Source organism: Burkholderia sp. AU6039, from assembly GCF_002223365.1.
Classification (GTDB): domain Bacteria; phylum Pseudomonadota; class Gammaproteobacteria; order Burkholderiales; family Burkholderiaceae; genus Burkholderia.
Genome location: NZ_NKFK01000007.1, coordinates 134,542 through 149,702 on the forward strand (window position 1 = coordinate 134,542; position 15,161 = coordinate 149,702).

General features: G+C 69.3%; 18 protein-coding genes. 14 read left to right on the plus strand and 4 right to left on the minus strand.

The genetic code is table 11. The features are described 5' to 3' along the window. Nucleotides 1–170 precede the first annotated feature (170 nt). The gene (locus CFB39_RS32755) at nucleotides 171–1,703 is read left to right on the plus strand and encodes an FAD-dependent oxidoreductase (protein WP_089476059.1); all 1,533 of its coding nucleotides are present in this window, start codon (nucleotides 171–173) and stop codon (nucleotides 1,701–1,703) included. A 37-nt stretch (nucleotides 1,704–1,740) separates the two neighbouring features. Then, nucleotides 1,741–2,118 (plus strand): DUF5594 family protein, encoded by a 378-nt coding sequence (locus tag CFB39_RS32760; protein ID WP_089449437.1) that lies wholly within the window; start codon nucleotides 1,741–1,743, stop codon nucleotides 2,116–2,118. A 37-nt stretch (nucleotides 2,119–2,155) separates the two neighbouring features. Here CFB39_RS32760 and CFB39_RS32765 read toward each other — a convergent pair whose 3' ends face one another. Next, on the minus strand, nucleotides 2,156–2,374 hold the full coding sequence (locus CFB39_RS32765) for a DUF6566 family protein (protein ID WP_011349700.1): 219 nt from the start codon (nucleotides 2,372–2,374) through the stop codon (nucleotides 2,156–2,158). A 134-nt stretch (nucleotides 2,375–2,508) separates the two neighbouring features. Here CFB39_RS32765 and CFB39_RS32770 point away from each other — a divergent pair, with 134 nt between their 5' ends. The 4 genes from CFB39_RS32770 to CFB39_RS32785 all read left to right on the plus strand — a co-directional run bounded on the left by CFB39_RS32770 (nucleotide 2,509) and on the right by CFB39_RS32785 (nucleotide 7,819). Next, nucleotides 2,509–3,147 carry a MarC family protein gene (locus tag CFB39_RS32770; RefSeq protein ID WP_089476060.1) on the plus strand — a complete coding sequence of 213 codons (639 nt, stop codon included), beginning with the start codon at nucleotides 2,509–2,511 and terminating at the stop codon, nucleotides 3,145–3,147. A gap of 45 nt (nucleotides 3,148–3,192) precedes the next feature. Next, complete coding sequence (locus tag CFB39_RS32775; RefSeq protein WP_089476061.1) at nucleotides 3,193–3,657, plus strand: DUF1269 domain-containing protein; 465 nt, start codon at nucleotides 3,193–3,195, stop codon at nucleotides 3,655–3,657. Nucleotides 3,658–4,110: 453 nt separating this feature from the next. Next, entirely contained in the window at nucleotides 4,111–5,478 is a 1,368-nt protein-coding gene (locus CFB39_RS32780) for a sigma-54 dependent transcriptional regulator (RefSeq protein WP_089476062.1), read from the plus strand. A 37-nt stretch (nucleotides 5,479–5,515) separates the two neighbouring features. Further along, complete coding sequence (locus CFB39_RS32785; RefSeq protein WP_089476063.1) at nucleotides 5,516–7,819, plus strand: ATP-binding protein; 2,304 nt, start codon at nucleotides 5,516–5,518, stop codon at nucleotides 7,817–7,819. 109 nt (nucleotides 7,820–7,928) lie between these two features. On the opposite strand, the gene CFB39_RS32790 is transcribed toward CFB39_RS32785, so the two are convergent. Further along, nucleotides 7,929–8,360, minus strand: a complete 432-nt coding sequence (locus tag CFB39_RS32790) for a CBS domain-containing protein (RefSeq protein WP_089429609.1) — start codon at nucleotides 8,358–8,360, stop codon at nucleotides 7,929–7,931. A gap of 475 nt (nucleotides 8,361–8,835) precedes the next feature. On the opposite strand from CFB39_RS32790, the gene CFB39_RS32800 reads away from it, so the two are divergent. The 6 genes from CFB39_RS32800 (at nucleotide 8,836) to CFB39_RS32825 (ending at nucleotide 12,142) form a co-directional block, all read left to right on the plus strand. Next, nucleotides 8,836–9,141 carry a hypothetical protein gene (locus CFB39_RS32800; protein WP_089429611.1) on the plus strand — a complete coding sequence of 102 codons (306 nt, stop codon included), beginning with the start codon at nucleotides 8,836–8,838 and terminating at the stop codon, nucleotides 9,139–9,141. A gap of 161 nt (nucleotides 9,142–9,302) precedes the next feature. After that, the gene (locus CFB39_RS32805) at nucleotides 9,303–9,611 is read left to right on the plus strand and encodes a hypothetical protein (RefSeq protein ID WP_089476065.1); all 309 of its coding nucleotides are present in this window, start codon (nucleotides 9,303–9,305) and stop codon (nucleotides 9,609–9,611) included. Nucleotides 9,612–9,824: 213 nt separating this feature from the next. Then, entirely contained in the window at nucleotides 9,825–11,285 is a 1,461-nt protein-coding gene (locus CFB39_RS32810; protein ID WP_089476066.1) for an RNA polymerase factor sigma-54, read from the plus strand. 77 nt (nucleotides 11,286–11,362) lie between these two features. Beyond that, nucleotides 11,363–11,551, plus strand: a complete 189-nt coding sequence (locus CFB39_RS32815; protein ID WP_089476067.1) for a DUF3008 family protein — start codon at nucleotides 11,363–11,365, stop codon at nucleotides 11,549–11,551. Between the two features lie 46 nt (nucleotides 11,552–11,597). After that, on the plus strand, nucleotides 11,598–11,759 hold the full coding sequence (locus tag CFB39_RS32820; RefSeq protein ID WP_089476068.1) for a DUF1328 domain-containing protein: 162 nt from the start codon (nucleotides 11,598–11,600) through the stop codon (nucleotides 11,757–11,759). Then, entirely contained in the window at nucleotides 11,756–12,142 is a 387-nt protein-coding gene (locus CFB39_RS32825; protein WP_089476069.1) for a DUF3022 domain-containing protein, read from the plus strand. Before CFB39_RS32820 ends, CFB39_RS32825 begins: the two co-directional genes overlap by 4 nt. Nucleotides 12,143–12,303: 161 nt before the next feature. On the opposite strand, the gene CFB39_RS32830 is transcribed toward CFB39_RS32825, so the two are convergent. Beyond that, nucleotides 12,304–13,623: a sodium:proton antiporter gene (locus CFB39_RS32830; RefSeq protein WP_089476070.1), complete on the minus strand. Its 1,320-nt coding sequence runs from the start codon at nucleotides 13,621–13,623 to the stop codon at nucleotides 12,304–12,306. A gap of 37 nt (nucleotides 13,624–13,660) precedes the next feature. Beyond that, a complete protein-coding gene (locus tag CFB39_RS32835) occupies nucleotides 13,661–14,017 on the minus strand; it encodes a DUF3175 domain-containing protein (RefSeq protein ID WP_089476071.1) in 357 nt (118 codons plus the stop codon). Nucleotides 14,018–14,194: 177 nt separating this feature from the next. Here CFB39_RS32835 and CFB39_RS32840 point away from each other — a divergent pair, with 177 nt between their 5' ends. Next, complete coding sequence (locus CFB39_RS32840) at nucleotides 14,195–14,566, plus strand: DUF3022 domain-containing protein (RefSeq protein ID WP_089476072.1); 372 nt, start codon at nucleotides 14,195–14,197, stop codon at nucleotides 14,564–14,566. A gap of 200 nt (nucleotides 14,567–14,766) precedes the next feature. Further along, nucleotides 14,767–15,108, plus strand: a complete 342-nt coding sequence (locus tag CFB39_RS32845; RefSeq protein WP_089476073.1) for a DUF1488 domain-containing protein — start codon at nucleotides 14,767–14,769, stop codon at nucleotides 15,106–15,108. The last annotated feature ends 53 nt before the right edge of the window (nucleotides 15,109–15,161 follow it).

A 15,161-nucleotide genomic window follows, 5' to 3' on the forward strand; every position in this document is an offset into this window, starting at 1 on the left:
CGCGGGCCGCTGCCGTGTTGCGCCGCAACGTTGATGACGTTCTACGCCCGTCATGGATCTCGTACAAGCTACAGTGCGTGTTTGCGTGCGCTGCGGGGACGTCTGTACCTGTTCTTTTCAGGCGGGATGTCGATAATGGGATCGTTACCTGACTTTTCGGGAGCCACGTCATGACTGAAAGCGACGATTCGTCGTCACGCCCCGATCTCACGCAAGGCATCGCGCTCGACGAGCTCGCCGACGGCGCAATGATCGAGGGCCATGTCGGCGATGCAGCGGTGCTGCTCGTGCGCCGCGCCGATGAACTGTTTGCCGTGGGCGCGCAGTGCCCGCACTACGGCGCGCCGTTAGCCGACGGCCTGCTGGAAGGCGACACGATCCACTGCCCGTGGCATCACGCGGCGTTCTGCCTGCGCACCGGCGCGCTGCTGCGCGCGCCCGCGCTCGACGGGCTGCCGTGCTGGCGCGTCGAACGCCGCGACGGCCGCGCCGTCGTGCTCGACGAGCGGCCGGCCGCCGTGCCGCCTGTGTTGAATGCCGCCGGACTGCCCGCGTCGGTGGTGATCGTCGGCGGCGGTGCGGCTGCCATCGCGGCGGCGGTGACGCTGCGGCAGGAAGGCTATCCGCATCCCGTCACGCTGCTCACCGCCGATGCCGATCCGCCGTATGACCGCCCGAACCTGTCGAAAGACTATCTCGCCGGCACGGCCGATGCCGACTGGCTGCCGCTGCGTGCACCGTCGTTCTATGCGGACCATCACATCGACGTGCGGTGCGGCACACGCGTCGTACGCATCGACCCCGCGCAGCAGGCGGTCGAACTGGCCGACGGCAGCCGCGTCGGCTACGGCGCGCTGCTGCTTGCAACGGGCGCCGAGCCGAACCGGCTGACCGTGCCGGGAGCGGATCTGCCGCACGTGTGCGTGCTGCGCTCGCGCGCCGATTGCGACGCGCTGATCGGCAAGCTGAAAACCGCACGCCGCTGCGTCGTGGTCGGCGCGAGCTTCATCGGGCTCGAAGCGGCCGCCGCGCTGCGCACGCGCGGGCTAGACGTGCAGGTCGTCGCGCCCGATGCGCATCCGATGGCGCGCGTGCTCGGCGAAGCGCTCGGCAGCACGATCCAGGCACTGCACGAGTCGCACGGCGTCGTGTTCCATCTCGGCGCGACGCCCGCGCGGATCACGCCGGACAGCGTGACGCTGTCGACCGGCGACGTGCTGCCGGCCGATCTCGTGGTGGTCGGCATCGGCGTGCATCCGAACGTGGCGCTCGCGCAGGACGCGGGGCTGGCCGTCGACCGCGGCGTGACGGTCGACCGCTTCCTTCAGACGAGTGCGCCCGGCATCTACGCGGCCGGCGACATCGCGCGCTGGCCCGATCCGCTGACGGGCGAGCGGATTCGCGTCGAGCACTGGGTCGTCGCCGAGCGGCAGGGCATCGCCGCCGCGCGCAACATGCTCGGGCAGCAGCGGCCGTTCGACGCGGTGCCGTTCTTCTGGAGCCAGCATTACGACCTGACGGTCAACTATGTCGGGCACGCGGAGCAATTCGATCGTGTCGAGATCGATGGCGACCTCGGCGCGCACGATTGCTCGATCGCGTACTGGCGCGGCAACACCCGGCTCGCGGTCGCGACGGTCGGTCGCGATCTCGACAGCCTGAAGGCGGAAGCGGCATTCGAGCGGCAGATTGCAGCCGCGTGACAGCAGTGTGACGACATGATTCGAACCCGGAGGCGAGATGAATCCCGATGTGCGTGCCCGTTTCGAAACCGAGTTTGCGCCGCGCATCGCGGCGCGCGTGCTCGGCCTGTATCAGCCTGGCGAAGTGAGGGTGGACGTCGTGCCGCACGACGGGCAGGGCAGCCCGACCTGTGTCGACGTGATCGGCCTCACGTCGACGGTCGGCTTGCCGAACCGGCTGAACGCGCGGCTCGCGTGGCGTGACGATGCGATCGATGCGTTGCTGGCCGAGCCCGACCGCAGCCGCTTCGACCGCTACCTCGCGGCGCTGCCGGTCACGATCGAACGCTGGCAGATGGAGTTGCCGGTCGATTTCAGCACGCGCACCCAGCGCGATCGCGAGATCCTGATCGGCGATCTGGATTTCGATGCGTGAACGCGCCGTGCGATGCGCGCGGATGAGCCGGGTGCCGCTAGCGGTCGCGTGTCTTGATGATCACGCGGCCCTGGTCGATGCCGCCGCGCAGGGCTTCGTCGCACGTGAGCCATTCGGGGGTGACGAGTTCGGGCGCGGGCAGGTCGACCGGCGCGCCGTCGCGGAAGATCCGCACCTGCGCGACCCACGCGCCGTTCGCGTTGCGCGTCGCGTCGACGCGAATCTCGTGATCCATGAAGGTGTCGGTGGCTTGCATCGGTCGGGGCCCTCCGTCGTACGTGAACGCGGTGCGTCGATCGTAGCAGCATGGCGTGCGCCATGCATCCGAAACGAAGCGGAACCTGCGCGCGATTCGACGCATGTGTCGACGCGCGATACGGGAGCGAACCTGTGGCCTTCGACCTGACCTTTTCGATCAAGGTGTTCGCGGCGCTGTTCGCGATCATGAACCCGATCGCGAACATCCCCGTGTTCCTGTCGCTGACCGAAGGCGCGGCGGACAGCGAGCGCCGCAAGGTCGCGCTGACGGCCGCGATCGGCGTGACGGTCGGCTGCATCGTGTCGGCGGTGGCAGGCGGCACGATCCTGCATGTGTTCGGCCTGACGATCGACGATTTCCGCCTCGCGGGCGGGCTGCTGGTGCTGCTGATCGCGCTGTCGATGCTGCATGGCGCGCCGAGCCGCCAGCATTCGCCGGGCGACGACGAAGGCGCCGATCCGGCCGCGGCCGAGCGCGTCGCGATCTATCCGCTGACGATCCCGTTGCTCGTCGGCCCCGGCACGATCGCGACGATGATCGTGCTCGGGCACACCGCGTTCTCGACCGGGCAGGCATTCGCGTTCGCGCTCGGGCTCGCCGCGTTTCTCGTGTTGCTGGCCGCGTCGCTGCTGTCGGCACCGCTGATCGGCCATTACCTGTCGCCGCGCGTGACGGCGGTGACGCAACGGCTGATGGGCATGATTCTCGCGGCGATCGCGATGCAGATGATCGTCGCGAGCCTGAAGGCCGCGTTCGGGCTGCCGCACTGAGTGCCGCCCCTCTCGAACCGGCCGCCTGATTTCACGGAGTCGCTGATGAATACGTTGATCGTGTTGTCCTATCCCGACCTCGCGGCCGCCCATCGCGCGCTCGCCGAACTCGATACGTTGCGCGACCGGCACGTCGTCGCGCTGACGGGAGTAGTGATCGTCGAGTGCACAGCTGATGGACAGTTGCGCGCGCATGCGGTCGACCCCGCTCGCACGCCGCCCGGATCGCTGCTCGACAGTGTGGTCGAACACATCGAATCGTCGCTCGATGCATGGCGCGAGAAACCGGTGGACGACGCACTGATCGACCGCGTCGCGCGCAAGGCGCGCCCCGGCACCGTGTCGCTGGGGCTCGCCGCGACGCAACTCGATATCTACGCGTTGAGCACGGCGCTCGCACCGTTCGGCGGAGACGTGATCGACACGACGCTGTCGATCGACGACGAACTGAAGCTCGTCGAAGCGATCTCGAAAGTACGTGACGGCGGCAGTCAGGCGGCGTCGGACTGACGGATCGGCGAAGCGGATAGAACGTGAGATCCGCGGCAGCAGGGGTCCGAATCGAACGCGAGCCATCGAGCGGCCCCGATCGTCATCCGAGCATTCCGAGATGCGAAAAATCAGACCGGCAAGTTTGACCGCATGGCGCGTCAACGTGCGTAAAAGACGCGATCTGCGCGGTTTCACGCCACATGATCCTCTTGAAACGATGGCGTTCTTACCGATTGCCGCGCATTGAATCTGGCAATGCGGATGATGGGGGCGGATAGATTTATTCGATGACCGGCGAATGCGCGACATGCCTCTCCTATACTCATAGGGACTGCTTTTCACGGGAGGACAGCCCATCCGCACGAGTGCATCGATCAAGCCCTATCGTCGTGCGACCGGTGGCCGGACCTCGCTGAAACCTGCCGCGGTCCCGGCGGCTAAGTGCGCCGGGCTGCTTCACAAGGAGCCACGATGCCCTACGTCCTGATCGTCGAAGATGACGCCGATACGCGCGCCATGCTCGCGGCGGTCGCGCACACGCAGCAGCTTGCGTGCGACACGGCCGCGACGCTCGAGGAAGCGCGCACGCTCGTCACGACGCACCCCCCCGACCTCGTGCTGTGCGATCTCGTGCTGCCGGACGGCAACGGGATGGATCTGTTCGATGCGTTGCCGAAGCATTCGCACTGCGAAATGGTGCTGACCACCGGCCACGCGAGCCTCGAAACCGCGATCGACGCACTGCGGCGCGGCGCGACCGACTACCTGGTGAAGCCGCTCAACATGCAGCGGCTGAACAGCATCTTCGCGCGCGTGCCGCGCACCACCGCGCTGCATGAAGAGATTGCCGAACTGCGTTCGGAGCTGCAGCGCCTCGGCCGTTTCGGCCGCATGCTCGGCAGCTCGCCCGCGATGCAGACCGTCTACGACGCGATCGGCCGGGTCGCGCGCACCGAGGCATCGGTGCTGCTGACGGGCGAATCGGGTACCGGCAAGGAGCTGGCCGCGCAGACGGTGCACGACCTGAGCCTGCGCCGCCGCGGCCCGTTCCTCGCGGTGAACTGCGGCGCGATCGCCGCGAACCTCGTCGAGAGCGAGATGTTCGGCCACGACCGCGGCAGCTTCACCGGCGCGGAGCGCCAGCACAAGGGCTTCTTCGAACGCGCGGACGGCGGCACGCTGTTTCTCGACGAGATCACCGAGATGCCGCTCGAGTCACAGGTCAAGCTGCTGCGGGTGCTCGAGACGGGGCGCCTCACGCGGCTCGGCTCGACGCGCGAGATCGACGTCGACGTGCGTATCGTCGCGGCGACCAACCGCGACCCGGAGGCCGCGATGACCGACGGCAAGCTGCGGCCCGACCTGTTCCACCGGATCAACGTGTTCCCGATCCCGCTGCCGTCGCTGCGCGAGCGCGGCGACGACATCCCGATGCTGGCCGATGCATTCCTGCAGCAGTTCAACGCCGAAAGCGGCCGGAACCTGCGCTTCGCACCGGCCGCGCGCGACGCGCTGAAGACCTATGCGTGGCCCGGCAACGTACGCGAGCTGCGCAACTTCGTGCAGCGCGCGAGCATCTTCTGCGACGCGGACGTGATCGATACGCTGCCGCCGCCGATCATGGACGAACTGTCGAACCTGGCCGATTCGCACGAGGATCGTGTGACCGTGCCGTTCGGCACGTCGCTCGAGGAAGCCGACCGCAAGCTGATCCTCGGCACGATCGCGCAATGCGGGGGCGTGAAGGCGCAGGCGGCCGAGGTGCTCGACGTCAGCCTGAAGACGATCTACAACCGGCTCGCGCAGCTCGAAGACGAAGTGGACAAGCCTGAATCCTGATGCCGCCGCGACCGACCCGCCGGCAGGAGTGTGATCGATGATCGACATTTCGCGGACCCGCGCCGGCAACTACGTCACGGCCGTGATGCTGGTTGCGATCGCCACCGTGCTGCAGGCGCTCGCGATCCGCTTCGGCGGCGTGAACCTGCCGCTCGTCCTCTACTATCCGCTGCTCGCGGGCGCCGCGTGGGCGACGTCGTTCCTGTTCGGGATGGCCTCGACGGTCGTCAGCGGCCTGCTCGTGTGGACGCTGTTCCTCTCGGATCCCGCGGCCTATACGCAGCCGCTGCCCGACCGGCTCGTGCGGCTCGGCACCTTCGTGCTGATCTGCGCGCTCGTCTGCGCGATCGCGTCGATGCTGCGCCACGCGCGCTTCACGAGCGATGCGGCGCTACGGCGTGAAGCGGCCGCCCGCCGGCGGCTCGAAGCCGTGCTGCAGGCGTTGCCGCATGGCGTGATCGCCACCGACACGAACGGGCGGCTCACTTACCTCAACGCCGCCGCGGCCGCGCTCGTCGGCTGCCGGCCCGACGATGCGATGGGCCGCGCCGCGCGCGACGTGCTGCGGATCGTCGATCGCGACGGCCGGCGCGTTCAATCGACACCGCTCGATCTCGCGCTCGGCGGCGAGGGTGTCACATCGGATCGCCACTGGCTGCAGGCGGAGGGGAGCGAGCCGGTGCCGATCGTCGAGGTGGCCGCGCCGCTCGGCGATGCGGACGGCAACGTCGACGGCGCCGTGCTGCTGCTGCGCGACGCCGGTGCCGACCGTTCGCGGGCCGATGCGTCGCGGTTGCAGCGCGCGGTCGTCGACGCGTCGCCCGACGCGATCGTCGGCATCGATAGCGACGGCCGCATCGTCAGCTGGAACCCGGCCGCGCAACGCATGTTCGGCTACGACGAAAGCCAGGCGCATGGGCGCATGTTCGAATCGCTGGTGGCGATGCGCTGGCTGAAACGCAAGCCGCTCGTGCAGTCGTTCGACGACATGCACGCGGCGGTCGGGCCGATCGACCTGCTGTGCGTGCGGCGCGACGGCCGGCGCTTCCGGGCGACCGTGTCGGCGGGCCCGGTACGCGGCGACGTGCGTGCCTCCGTCGCGTTGTCGCTGACGCTGCGCGAAGCCGGCGCGCAGCGCCGCCGCGACCTGCGCGCGCAGCGGTCGCTGCAGGGCGCACGCGATGCGCGCGACCAGGCCGATACGTCGAACCGGCTGAAGGACGAACTGCTCGCGACGGTGTCGCACGAGCTGCGCACGCCGCTGAACGTGATCTACGGCTGGGTCGAGGTGCTGCGCAATTCGGGCGACAGCGCGCTGCAGCAGCAGGCGGTCGACGCGATCGATCGCAGCGCGCGTTCGCTCACGCGGATGGTCGGCGACATCCTCGACGCGTCATCGCTCGCGACCGGCAAGCTGCAGCTCGACGCGCGGCCGGTGGACGTCGTGCGGCTGTTCTCCGATTCGGTCGGCGCGTTCCAGACGGCCGCGTCGTCGGCCGGCATCGTGCTCGAATTCGACTGTGCGGCGTCGACCTGCGTGGTGTCGGGCGATGCCGAGCGCTTGCGGCAGATGCTGTCGAACCTCGTGTCGAACGCGCTCAAGTTCACGCCGTCCGGCGGCAGCGTGACGGTCGGGCTCGCCCGCAACGATGCGCGGGTGGTGCTGACCGTGAGCGACACGGGGCAGGGCATCGTGCCGGCGTTCCTGCCGTACGTGTTCGACATGTTCCGCCGCGCGGAGGATTCGCCGGCGTCGTCGCGGCGCGGGCTTGGCCTCGGCCTGTCGATCGTGCGGCATATCGCCGAACTGCACGGCGGCGGCGTGACGGTCGAGAGCGCGGGCCGCAATCGCGGCGCGACGTTTACGGTGACGCTGCCGGCCGGCTGGCAGCCGGCCGGCGCGATGGCGTGGGGGAATGCGCACGTGGACGGCCATCGCGCCCCGTTGACGCTCGATACGCAACGCATCCTGATCGTCGACGACGATCCGACGACGCGCGAGAGCCTCACCGCCGCGCTGACGACGTTCGGCGCGGCCGTCGCGATCGCGTCGACGGGGCGCGAAGCGCTCGCGGTGGCCGCCGACCTGCGGCCGACCGTCGTGCTGTCCGATCTCGCGATGCCCGACGGCGACGGCTTCTGGCTGCTCGACGCGTTGCGGCGCACCGGCATGAACGGCGGCGGGCCGCCCGGCATGCGGGTGCTCGCCGTGACCGCGCATGCGGGCCTGGCCGACGAACGCCGCGCGCTCGAGGCCGGGTTCGACGGCTATCTGTGCAAGCCGGTCGACGTGCGCGAACTGGCGGACAAGATCGTGCGCGTGACGAAGCAGGACGGCTGACGCGGCGGCCGTCCGTCGTTGCCCTGTCGCGACGGCCCGTTTCGTTGATGCGGGGCCGGCCTTGACCGGCGGCCGGCAGGCAGTATCGCGCGCGGCCTGCGATGCGCCATCAGGTCCGCTTCGGCTGCGACACGCCTTCGAGCGTGTTCGCGACGTCGTCGCGCGCCGGGCCGGCCGAGCGCGTCGCGATGTCCGCGAGCGACAGCATCCCGACCAGCCGCTTGTCGTGATCGACGACCGGCAGGCGTCGCAACTGCGCATCGGCCATGTAATGCTGGATCTCGTCCAGCGAATCGTCCTCGAAACACCACTCGATCGGGCCCGACGCGACTTCCTGAATCCGCGTCTCCGGCGGCTTGCCGACCGAGATCGCGCGCACCGCGAGGTCGCGGTCCGTCACCATCCCCACCAGCCGGTTGTTGTCGCACACGGGGAGCGCGCCGATGTCGTAGCGCTCCATCAGCTGCGCGGCATGGCGGATCGAATCGGTCGGCGCGATGCGCACGACGTCCTGCGACATGATTTCGTTGACGCGATGCATGACGACCTCCTGGCGGGTTGGATGGGGTGATTCCTCTGCTCTGCGGATTCGGCAAACCGCGTTCCGTCCGGCACGCGCGGCCCGTCGTTCGCCGTTGCGTTTGCGCGGGTGCTGCCGGGGCCTTTCGTCATGCGTATCGCGTAATGCCGCCCGACGCGCGGAACATGTCCTCGAGCGGCGGGTCGATAGGGCATTCCGAATGACGAATGGCGCGTGCGCCTGTGGTCCCGGTGCTTCCCCGGCGGCGACGGATCGGTGCGTCGTTCGTGCAGCGGCGCGTCATGGCCGGGCCGGGTCGCATCCTTCATGGCGACGCGCCCGCGGACGACGAAGACGCGAACGTTGCCGCAACGACCATGCCCGCGCTCGGCACGCGGCACGCGACTTGCCGTGTCGACGGCGAACACGACGAAGATGACGACGATCATGTGCGGCGCGACCCGTGCCGGCCGCGCGCACATCACACGGAGGCACGATGACGATTCCAAAACGGCGAGAGGGCGTGCGCTACGAGCTCAACGTTTGCGGGGGCGGGTTCGATTCGGTGAAGAGCCACTTCCAGGAATGGAAGAGCGAACCGCTGATCTACCGGCCCGAGCGCCGGATGTTCGAGGGCAAGGCGGACGTACGGCCGCTCGGGGAAGAGACGTTCGGCTCGACCGAGCCGGCGCGATTCGCGCTGCAGCGTGCGTGCGAGCCCGCCGACACGTATGCGCTCGCGGCCCGCGTGCGCGACGACGGCCGCGAGCTGTGGCTCGTGATGGCCGCGTACGACGCATAGCGTCGCGCAGGCAGGCATCGCAGCGAACGACGGTGGTCCGAAACGCGCGGCACACCGCGGGACGATGTGCTTGACGCGTGAACGGACGGCACGTGGATTGCGAATTGGCGGGGACCTGCCCAACCGATTCCGCGGCTGCCGCGGATATCAGGAGGTGTTCGATGAAACCGATCCGCACGATCCGCACGGGCGCATGCCTGCTGGCCGCCGCGTGCGCGCTGGCTGCATGCACGCAACCTGGCCCCTACGGCGCGCGAGGCGCGCCGCCCGCGCCGCCCGGCGCCCACCCGCCGGCGCCGGGCACGACGATGCCCGATGCCAATACGCGTTACGAGACGCGGCCGTCGCCGGGCAACACGTTGCCGCCGGGCGCGACGGGCGGCGACCCGGCCGACGTGCCGCCACCGGGCCCGAACGGCACGCCGGGCGACCCGACGCTACCGGGCACGCCGCCGCCGCCGCTGTACTGAAACATCCCACGGCCGGTGCGTGGCGGGACGGTGCGCGAAACGCGTGCCCAAAACTTGCCGACAGCTTGTAAAAAAGCGGCCCTCGACGCGCTGCAAGACGGGGTACGAACCCGCGCGACCCGCGACGCGGAGCGTTCGGGCCGCTTGGCATGGAAGCTGCATCAATCCTGACCGAATACGAAACGAAACCGTGAAACGTCAGGAGGACCATCGATGTCCGTCTCGCTTGCGCTGCAGATGCGACAGCATCTGGCACTTACGCCGAGGCTTCAGCAGTCGCTGCGGTTGCTGCAGTTGTCCTCGCTCGAATTTCAACAGGAATTGCGGCAGGCGCTCGATCAGAATCCGTTCCTCGAGGATGGCCACGGCGACGAGGAGGCTGCCGCCGACGCCCCCGGGCAGCTGGCCGAGGCCGCCGCGCCCGATGCGGCACCCCAGCCCGACGACGCTCGCACGCAGGATGGCGAAGCCCCCGAAGTGCCCGAGGTGTCCGAAGTGTCGTTGACGGCCGCGCCCGCGCCGCGCGGCACGAGCCGCCAGGGCGACGATGCGGGCGGCCAGTCGCCCGGCGAATGGCTGGCCGCGGAGCCGTCGCTGAATCAGCAGCTGCACGATGCGTTGCGGCTCTATCCGTTGAACCGCCGTGACCGCGAAGCCGCGCGCCTCGTGATCGACGCGCTCGACGACGACGGCTACCTGCGCCAGGAACTGGGCGAACTGCTGGTCGCGGCTGACCCCGCGCTGCTGCTGTCGGAGCAGGATCTCGCGGTCGCACTGCGGCTCGTGCAGATGCTGGACCGCCCGGGCCTGGCCGCGCGCTCGCTGTCCGAGTGTCTCGTGCTGCAACTCGACGCGATTCCGGCCGGCACGCCGGCGCTCGCGGAAGCGAAAGCGATCGCGCGCGAGCATCTCGAGCGTCTGGCCCGCCGCGAGACGGCCGAGATCCAGCGGCGGCTCGGCTGCGACGCGCCGACGCTGCAGGCGGCCTGCGCGCTGGTGCGCGGGCTCGACCCGCGCCCCGGCAATCATTACGGCAGCACGCGCGGCGACTACGTGGTGCCCGACGTGATCGTGCGTCAGGTGCGCGACGAGTGGATCGTGACGATCAACCCGGCCGTGCTGCCGCGCGCGCGGCTGCATGAACGCTATGCGACGCTGTTCGCGCAGTCGAGCGGCGAACGCGATTCACCGCTTGGCCAGCAATTGCAGGAAGCGCGCTGGCTGATCCGCAACGTGCAGAAGCGTTTCGAGACGATCCAGCGCGTCGGCGAATGCATCGTCGCGCGGCAGCGCGATTTCTTCCGCTACGGCGAGATCGCGATGAAGCCGCTCGTGTTGCGCGACATCGCCGAGGAACTCGACCTGCACGAATCGACCGTATCGCGCGCGACGGGCAACAAGTACATGGCCACGCCGCACGGCACGTTCGAGTTCAAGCATTTCTTCCCGCGCAAGCTCGAGGCGGCCGGCAAGGGCGTGTGCTCGGCGGCGGCCGCGAAGGTGTTGATCCGCGACATGATCGCGGCCGAGCGGCACACCGATCCGCTGTCCGACGTCACGCTCGCGCAGAACCTCGCGGGCCGCGGCATCCTGCTTGCGCGTCGCACGGTGACGAAGTATCGCCAGGCGATGAAGATTCCGCCGGCCGACCTGCGCCGCCGTGACGCCGCATGACGGCGGCCCGGGCGAACCTGTCGCGTGCACGTACCGACCGTCGCGTCGGCGCGTGCGCCCGCGACAGGCGCGCAACCATGCCGGCAAAGTCTCGAGCCCGGCAGAGCGCGGCGGGCGCCGCGCTGTCGGCCGGGCGCGGCAACACGAAAATGCGGGACCTCATGCCGCCGGCGACGCCGACGGCCAGGTCGATGAGCGAAAAGGAACGTGAAAAAATGGCGTCCACGCCGCGATGCGGCAAACCGGAGCACAAGCACGATGCGTGACCGGCGACGACGTGTATTGACCACTGCTGCCATCCAGGAGGTATCCATGCTGCGATACGCGGTCATCTTCTTCATCATCGCGATCGTCGCGGCCGTGTTCGGCTTCGGCGGGATCGCGGCCGGCGCGGCCGAGATCGCGAAGATCCTGTTCTACATCTTCGTCGTGATCTTCCTCGTCACGCTGCTGCTGGGCGTCATGCGACGATGAGCGGCGCACCCATCCGGTCGCAGCGCATCGCGGAACTCGAGCATGCGCTCGCGATCGGCTTTCCGTCGGAATCGACCGTCGTCGTGCACGCGGACGACGCGTCCGGGCGGCTGACGATCCAGGTGTCGTGGGTGCGCGTGCCGTCCGACGAGGACGCGCGCGAATGGCGTTGCACGGTCGACCTGCGGTTCGAGCCCGACGTGATCACGCGCTATGCGTCGCTCAGCGCGGCCGACCGGCTGCGCGTGCGCACGGTTCTGTGCGACCGCGCGCGGCGCGCGGTGGACGAGCGCAAGCCGCGCGTCGAGGAGACGGCGATCGAATGCAACGTCGCGCTCGACGTGACGCGCGCCGAACTCGACGCTGCGCTGCGCGCACCCTGACGCCGCTGCCGCTCGCGGGGCGGCGGCGCGGCGATCCGCGTGGCTGCTGCATCCCGAACGCGGCGAGCGCGTGTCGATGTCGATGCTTCCCTCACACCCCTGCGGCGCCACCACCCACGTGGCGGCCTGATTGCGTGGCAGCGCGCATCGTCATGCACGCGTCAGCGCCGATGCTGCAGCCGGTGATACCAGTTCATCAGCGGCGTCGCGGTGATCCCGTGCGCGATCACCGATGCCGACACGACGGCCAGCACGGGGGCCGCGAGCGGACGCACCGCGGCGGACGGCCCGTGTTCGAGCGCGAACAGCAGGTAGTAGAACGAGCCGATTCCCCGGATGCCGAACCACGCCATCAGCCGCCGCTGCGCATGCGTCGCGCGCGAACCGGTGAGCGTGACCAGCACCGCCAGCGGGCGCACGGCGACGAACAGCACGACGGCCAGCGAGACCGCGCCCCACGTCAGCAGCGGGCCGGGCAGCGTCATGAGCACGCTGCCGATCATCGTCATCACGATGGCTTCGGCGATCCGTTCGAGTTCGATCGTGAAGCCGAGCACCGATTCGGCCATGAACGCGTGCGCTTTGTCCGGATGCTTCTCGGTGGCGACGACGTCGGCCGAATCGATCTGGCCGATCACTTCGCGCGGCGCGCGATCGCCGCTCGCGCGGTGCTCGACCCGGCGCATCGCGACCCCGGCCGCGAACGTCGCGATGAACCCGAATGCATGCGCGTACTGCGCGGCGCCGAACGACAGCACGATCAGCGCGAGCGCGAAGAAGCCTTCGAGGCCGAGCGCCTGCGCGTGGCGCGTGCGCAGCCAGCCGATCGTCTTCGTCGTGATCCAGCCGAGGCCGCCGCCGATCGCCACCGCACCGGCGATGCCCCACAGCGCGGTGAGCGCGAACGCGCCCGACAGCGGCGGCAGCCCGTGCGTCGTGCCGGGCGCGCCGCACAGCGCGAGCCCGGCCAGCGCGAACGGCAGTGCGATCCCGTCGTTCAGGCCGCCTTCGCCCGACAGCGCGAAGCGCACGAGATCGCGATCGCCCGGGTCGTGCACCTGCACGTCGTGCGCGAGCACCGGGTCGGTCGGCGCGAGGATCGCCGCGAGCAGCAGCGCGGGGCCCCAGTCGAGCCCGAGGGCGAGCATCGCGCACGCGGCCAGCAGCGGCACGGTGAGGCCCATCGCGAGCAGGCCGAGGCGGCATGGCACGTGCCACAGGCGGTCGGTGAGCGGCACGCGCAGCCGCAGCCCGATCGCGAACAGCGAGACGAGCAGCGCGATCTCGACGATTTCACGCAGCAGCCGTGCGTCGCGTTCGAGATCGAGATCCAGCAGGCCCGCGCCGGCCGGGCCGAGCACGACGCCGAGCACGAGATAGATCATCGCGGTGCTGACGGGCAGGTGGCGCAGCGCGGACGTCGCGACGCCCATGCCCATCAGCACCGCGCCGACGATCAGGTACCAGAGCGTCTCGTGCATGTGTGCCGTGGCAGGCCGATCAGGTGGTCGCGCACCGTCAGGGCTTGCGGCCGAACGCCTCGCGCAGCTTCCGCTTCGCGCGTTCGAGCGTGGCGCGGCGCGTTTTCGGCAGGTTGCGGCCCGCGCGGTTCACGTAGAAGTTCAGCATCGACATCGCCGACTGGAATGGCGACCCGTGGCGGCGGCGGCTGTGTTCGGCCGAATGCTTCAGCGACGCGGCGATCGCGGCCGGGTCGTCGGACTTGAAGATATTGGGTTCGATGTCGAGCGCATCGCTGTTTTGCGTGACATCGGCGGACCAGCGCTTGCGGTGGTGCGGGTCGTTGCCGCGGGCGCGGCCCGGGCGTCGCGTCAAGTGCTTGCCATGCGCGTGGGTAGCGGTAGCGGAAGGCATCAAGTCGGCTCCATTGGGGTGACAGGGACGTAGTGACGGGTTCGGCGACGCAAACCGCGTGCCGCGCGGCGCGCGTGATCCGTACGACGAACCCGTGCCGGCCGCGGCACGGGTGTTGCTGCAGAAGAGGGGCTGGACATGCCATCCCGCCATCACGCCATCACGCAGGAGGACATCATGCAATCGCATTCCCGGATCTGGCTGGAAAACGACGAGATCGACAACGATGCCGATGGCGACATGATCGACGCCGACGATCTCGATACGACGGTCCATGTCGACGTCTCGACGGGCAGGATCGTGTTTCAGGCGGCGTGGGCGGAGGCGGCCGATCCGCCGCCCGAGACCGCGCGGCATTCGGTCGTGCTTGTGCTCGACTGCGACACGATGGAACGCTATGCGGATCTCGACGAAAGCACGCGGATGCGCGTGCACGCGATCCTGCACGCCACGGTGGAGGATCTGCTCGAGCGCCTGCCCGACGAACACGTGACGCTGACGGTCGAGCTGACCGATGCGATGCTCGACGCCGCGCGTCTTCTGCAGTAGCCGCGTCGATGGGCTTTCCGATACTCGATTGGCGCGCGCGAACGGGCGGCAGGCATGCCGCTTGCTGCCGCACTGGCATGACGCGTGCCACCAAGTGGACGGAGGGTTCATGAACAGAAGGTCGAGGCATTGCAAGGTAGCCATGCTCGCGGTCGGGGACGCACCGGTCGATCGCCTTTCGGCGCGGGGCGCCTGAAGCCATGGCCGCCGATTCCGCACGCCGTGTGACGCTGGTCGACGAGCCGCCCGTGTTCGACGGGGCGGCGCTGCAGTTGCGTTTCGTCGTCGATGTCGATGGCGAGCCGCAAACCTGGGCCATCACGGTCGAAGCGCTGGAAGATCATTTCGGCGCACGCTCCGCGCTGGAGGACGACTTGCGCGATGCGTTCGAACAGGGCCGCGCGCGCATCGAAGCCGCATGCGCAGACGTGCTGGGCGACAGCAACGACAACGGTAACGGCGGCATGGTGCTGCACAGCGGCTATTTCCGTGCGCCCGCCGGCCGTGCGCGAGCGGGCCTGTCCCGGTCTCGGGGATCCTGACCCCGGCTGGCTTTCCCGGTGCGTGTGTGCCGGTTTGCCTCCCGCGGTTTGCC

Excerpts from the sequence above, each read along its gene's own strand:
- CFB39_RS32805 (WP_089476065.1), top strand. The coding sequence starts at position 9,303 with ATGAAACCGATCCGCACGATCCGCACGGGCGCATGCCTGCTGGCCGCC.
- CFB39_RS32790 (WP_089429609.1), bottom strand. The coding sequence starts at position 8,360 with ATGCATCGCGTCAACGAAATCATGTCGCAGGACGTCGTGCGCATCGCG.
- CFB39_RS32835 (WP_089476071.1), bottom strand. The coding sequence starts at position 14,017 with ATGCCTTCCGCTACCGCTACCCACGCGCATGGCAAGCACTTGACGCGA.
- CFB39_RS32755 (WP_089476059.1), top strand. The coding sequence starts at position 171 with ATGACTGAAAGCGACGATTCGTCGTCACGCCCCGATCTCACGCAAGGC.
- CFB39_RS32800 (WP_089429611.1), top strand. The coding sequence starts at position 8,836 with ATGACGATTCCAAAACGGCGAGAGGGCGTGCGCTACGAGCTCAACGTT.
- CFB39_RS32810 (WP_089476066.1), top strand. The coding sequence starts at position 9,825 with ATGTCCGTCTCGCTTGCGCTGCAGATGCGACAGCATCTGGCACTTACG.
- CFB39_RS32840 (WP_089476072.1), top strand. The coding sequence starts at position 14,195 with ATGCAATCGCATTCCCGGATCTGGCTGGAAAACGACGAGATCGACAAC.
- CFB39_RS32845 (WP_089476073.1), top strand. The coding sequence starts at position 14,767 with ATGGCCGCCGATTCCGCACGCCGTGTGACGCTGGTCGACGAGCCGCCC.
- CFB39_RS32765 (WP_011349700.1), bottom strand. The coding sequence starts at position 2,374 with ATGCAAGCCACCGACACCTTCATGGATCACGAGATTCGCGTCGACGCG.
- CFB39_RS32785 (WP_089476063.1), top strand. The coding sequence starts at position 5,516 with ATGATCGACATTTCGCGGACCCGCGCCGGCAACTACGTCACGGCCGTG.
- CFB39_RS32775 (WP_089476061.1), top strand. The coding sequence starts at position 3,193 with ATGAATACGTTGATCGTGTTGTCCTATCCCGACCTCGCGGCCGCCCAT.
- CFB39_RS32830 (WP_089476070.1), bottom strand. The coding sequence starts at position 13,623 with ATGCACGAGACGCTCTGGTACCTGATCGTCGGCGCGGTGCTGATGGGC.
- CFB39_RS32760 (WP_089449437.1), top strand. The coding sequence starts at position 1,741 with ATGAATCCCGATGTGCGTGCCCGTTTCGAAACCGAGTTTGCGCCGCGC.
- CFB39_RS32825 (WP_089476069.1), top strand. The coding sequence starts at position 11,756 with ATGAGCGGCGCACCCATCCGGTCGCAGCGCATCGCGGAACTCGAGCAT.
- CFB39_RS32780 (WP_089476062.1), top strand. The coding sequence starts at position 4,111 with ATGCCCTACGTCCTGATCGTCGAAGATGACGCCGATACGCGCGCCATG.
- CFB39_RS32815 (WP_089476067.1), top strand. The coding sequence starts at position 11,363 with ATGCCGGCAAAGTCTCGAGCCCGGCAGAGCGCGGCGGGCGCCGCGCTG.
- CFB39_RS32820 (WP_089476068.1), top strand. The coding sequence starts at position 11,598 with ATGCTGCGATACGCGGTCATCTTCTTCATCATCGCGATCGTCGCGGCC.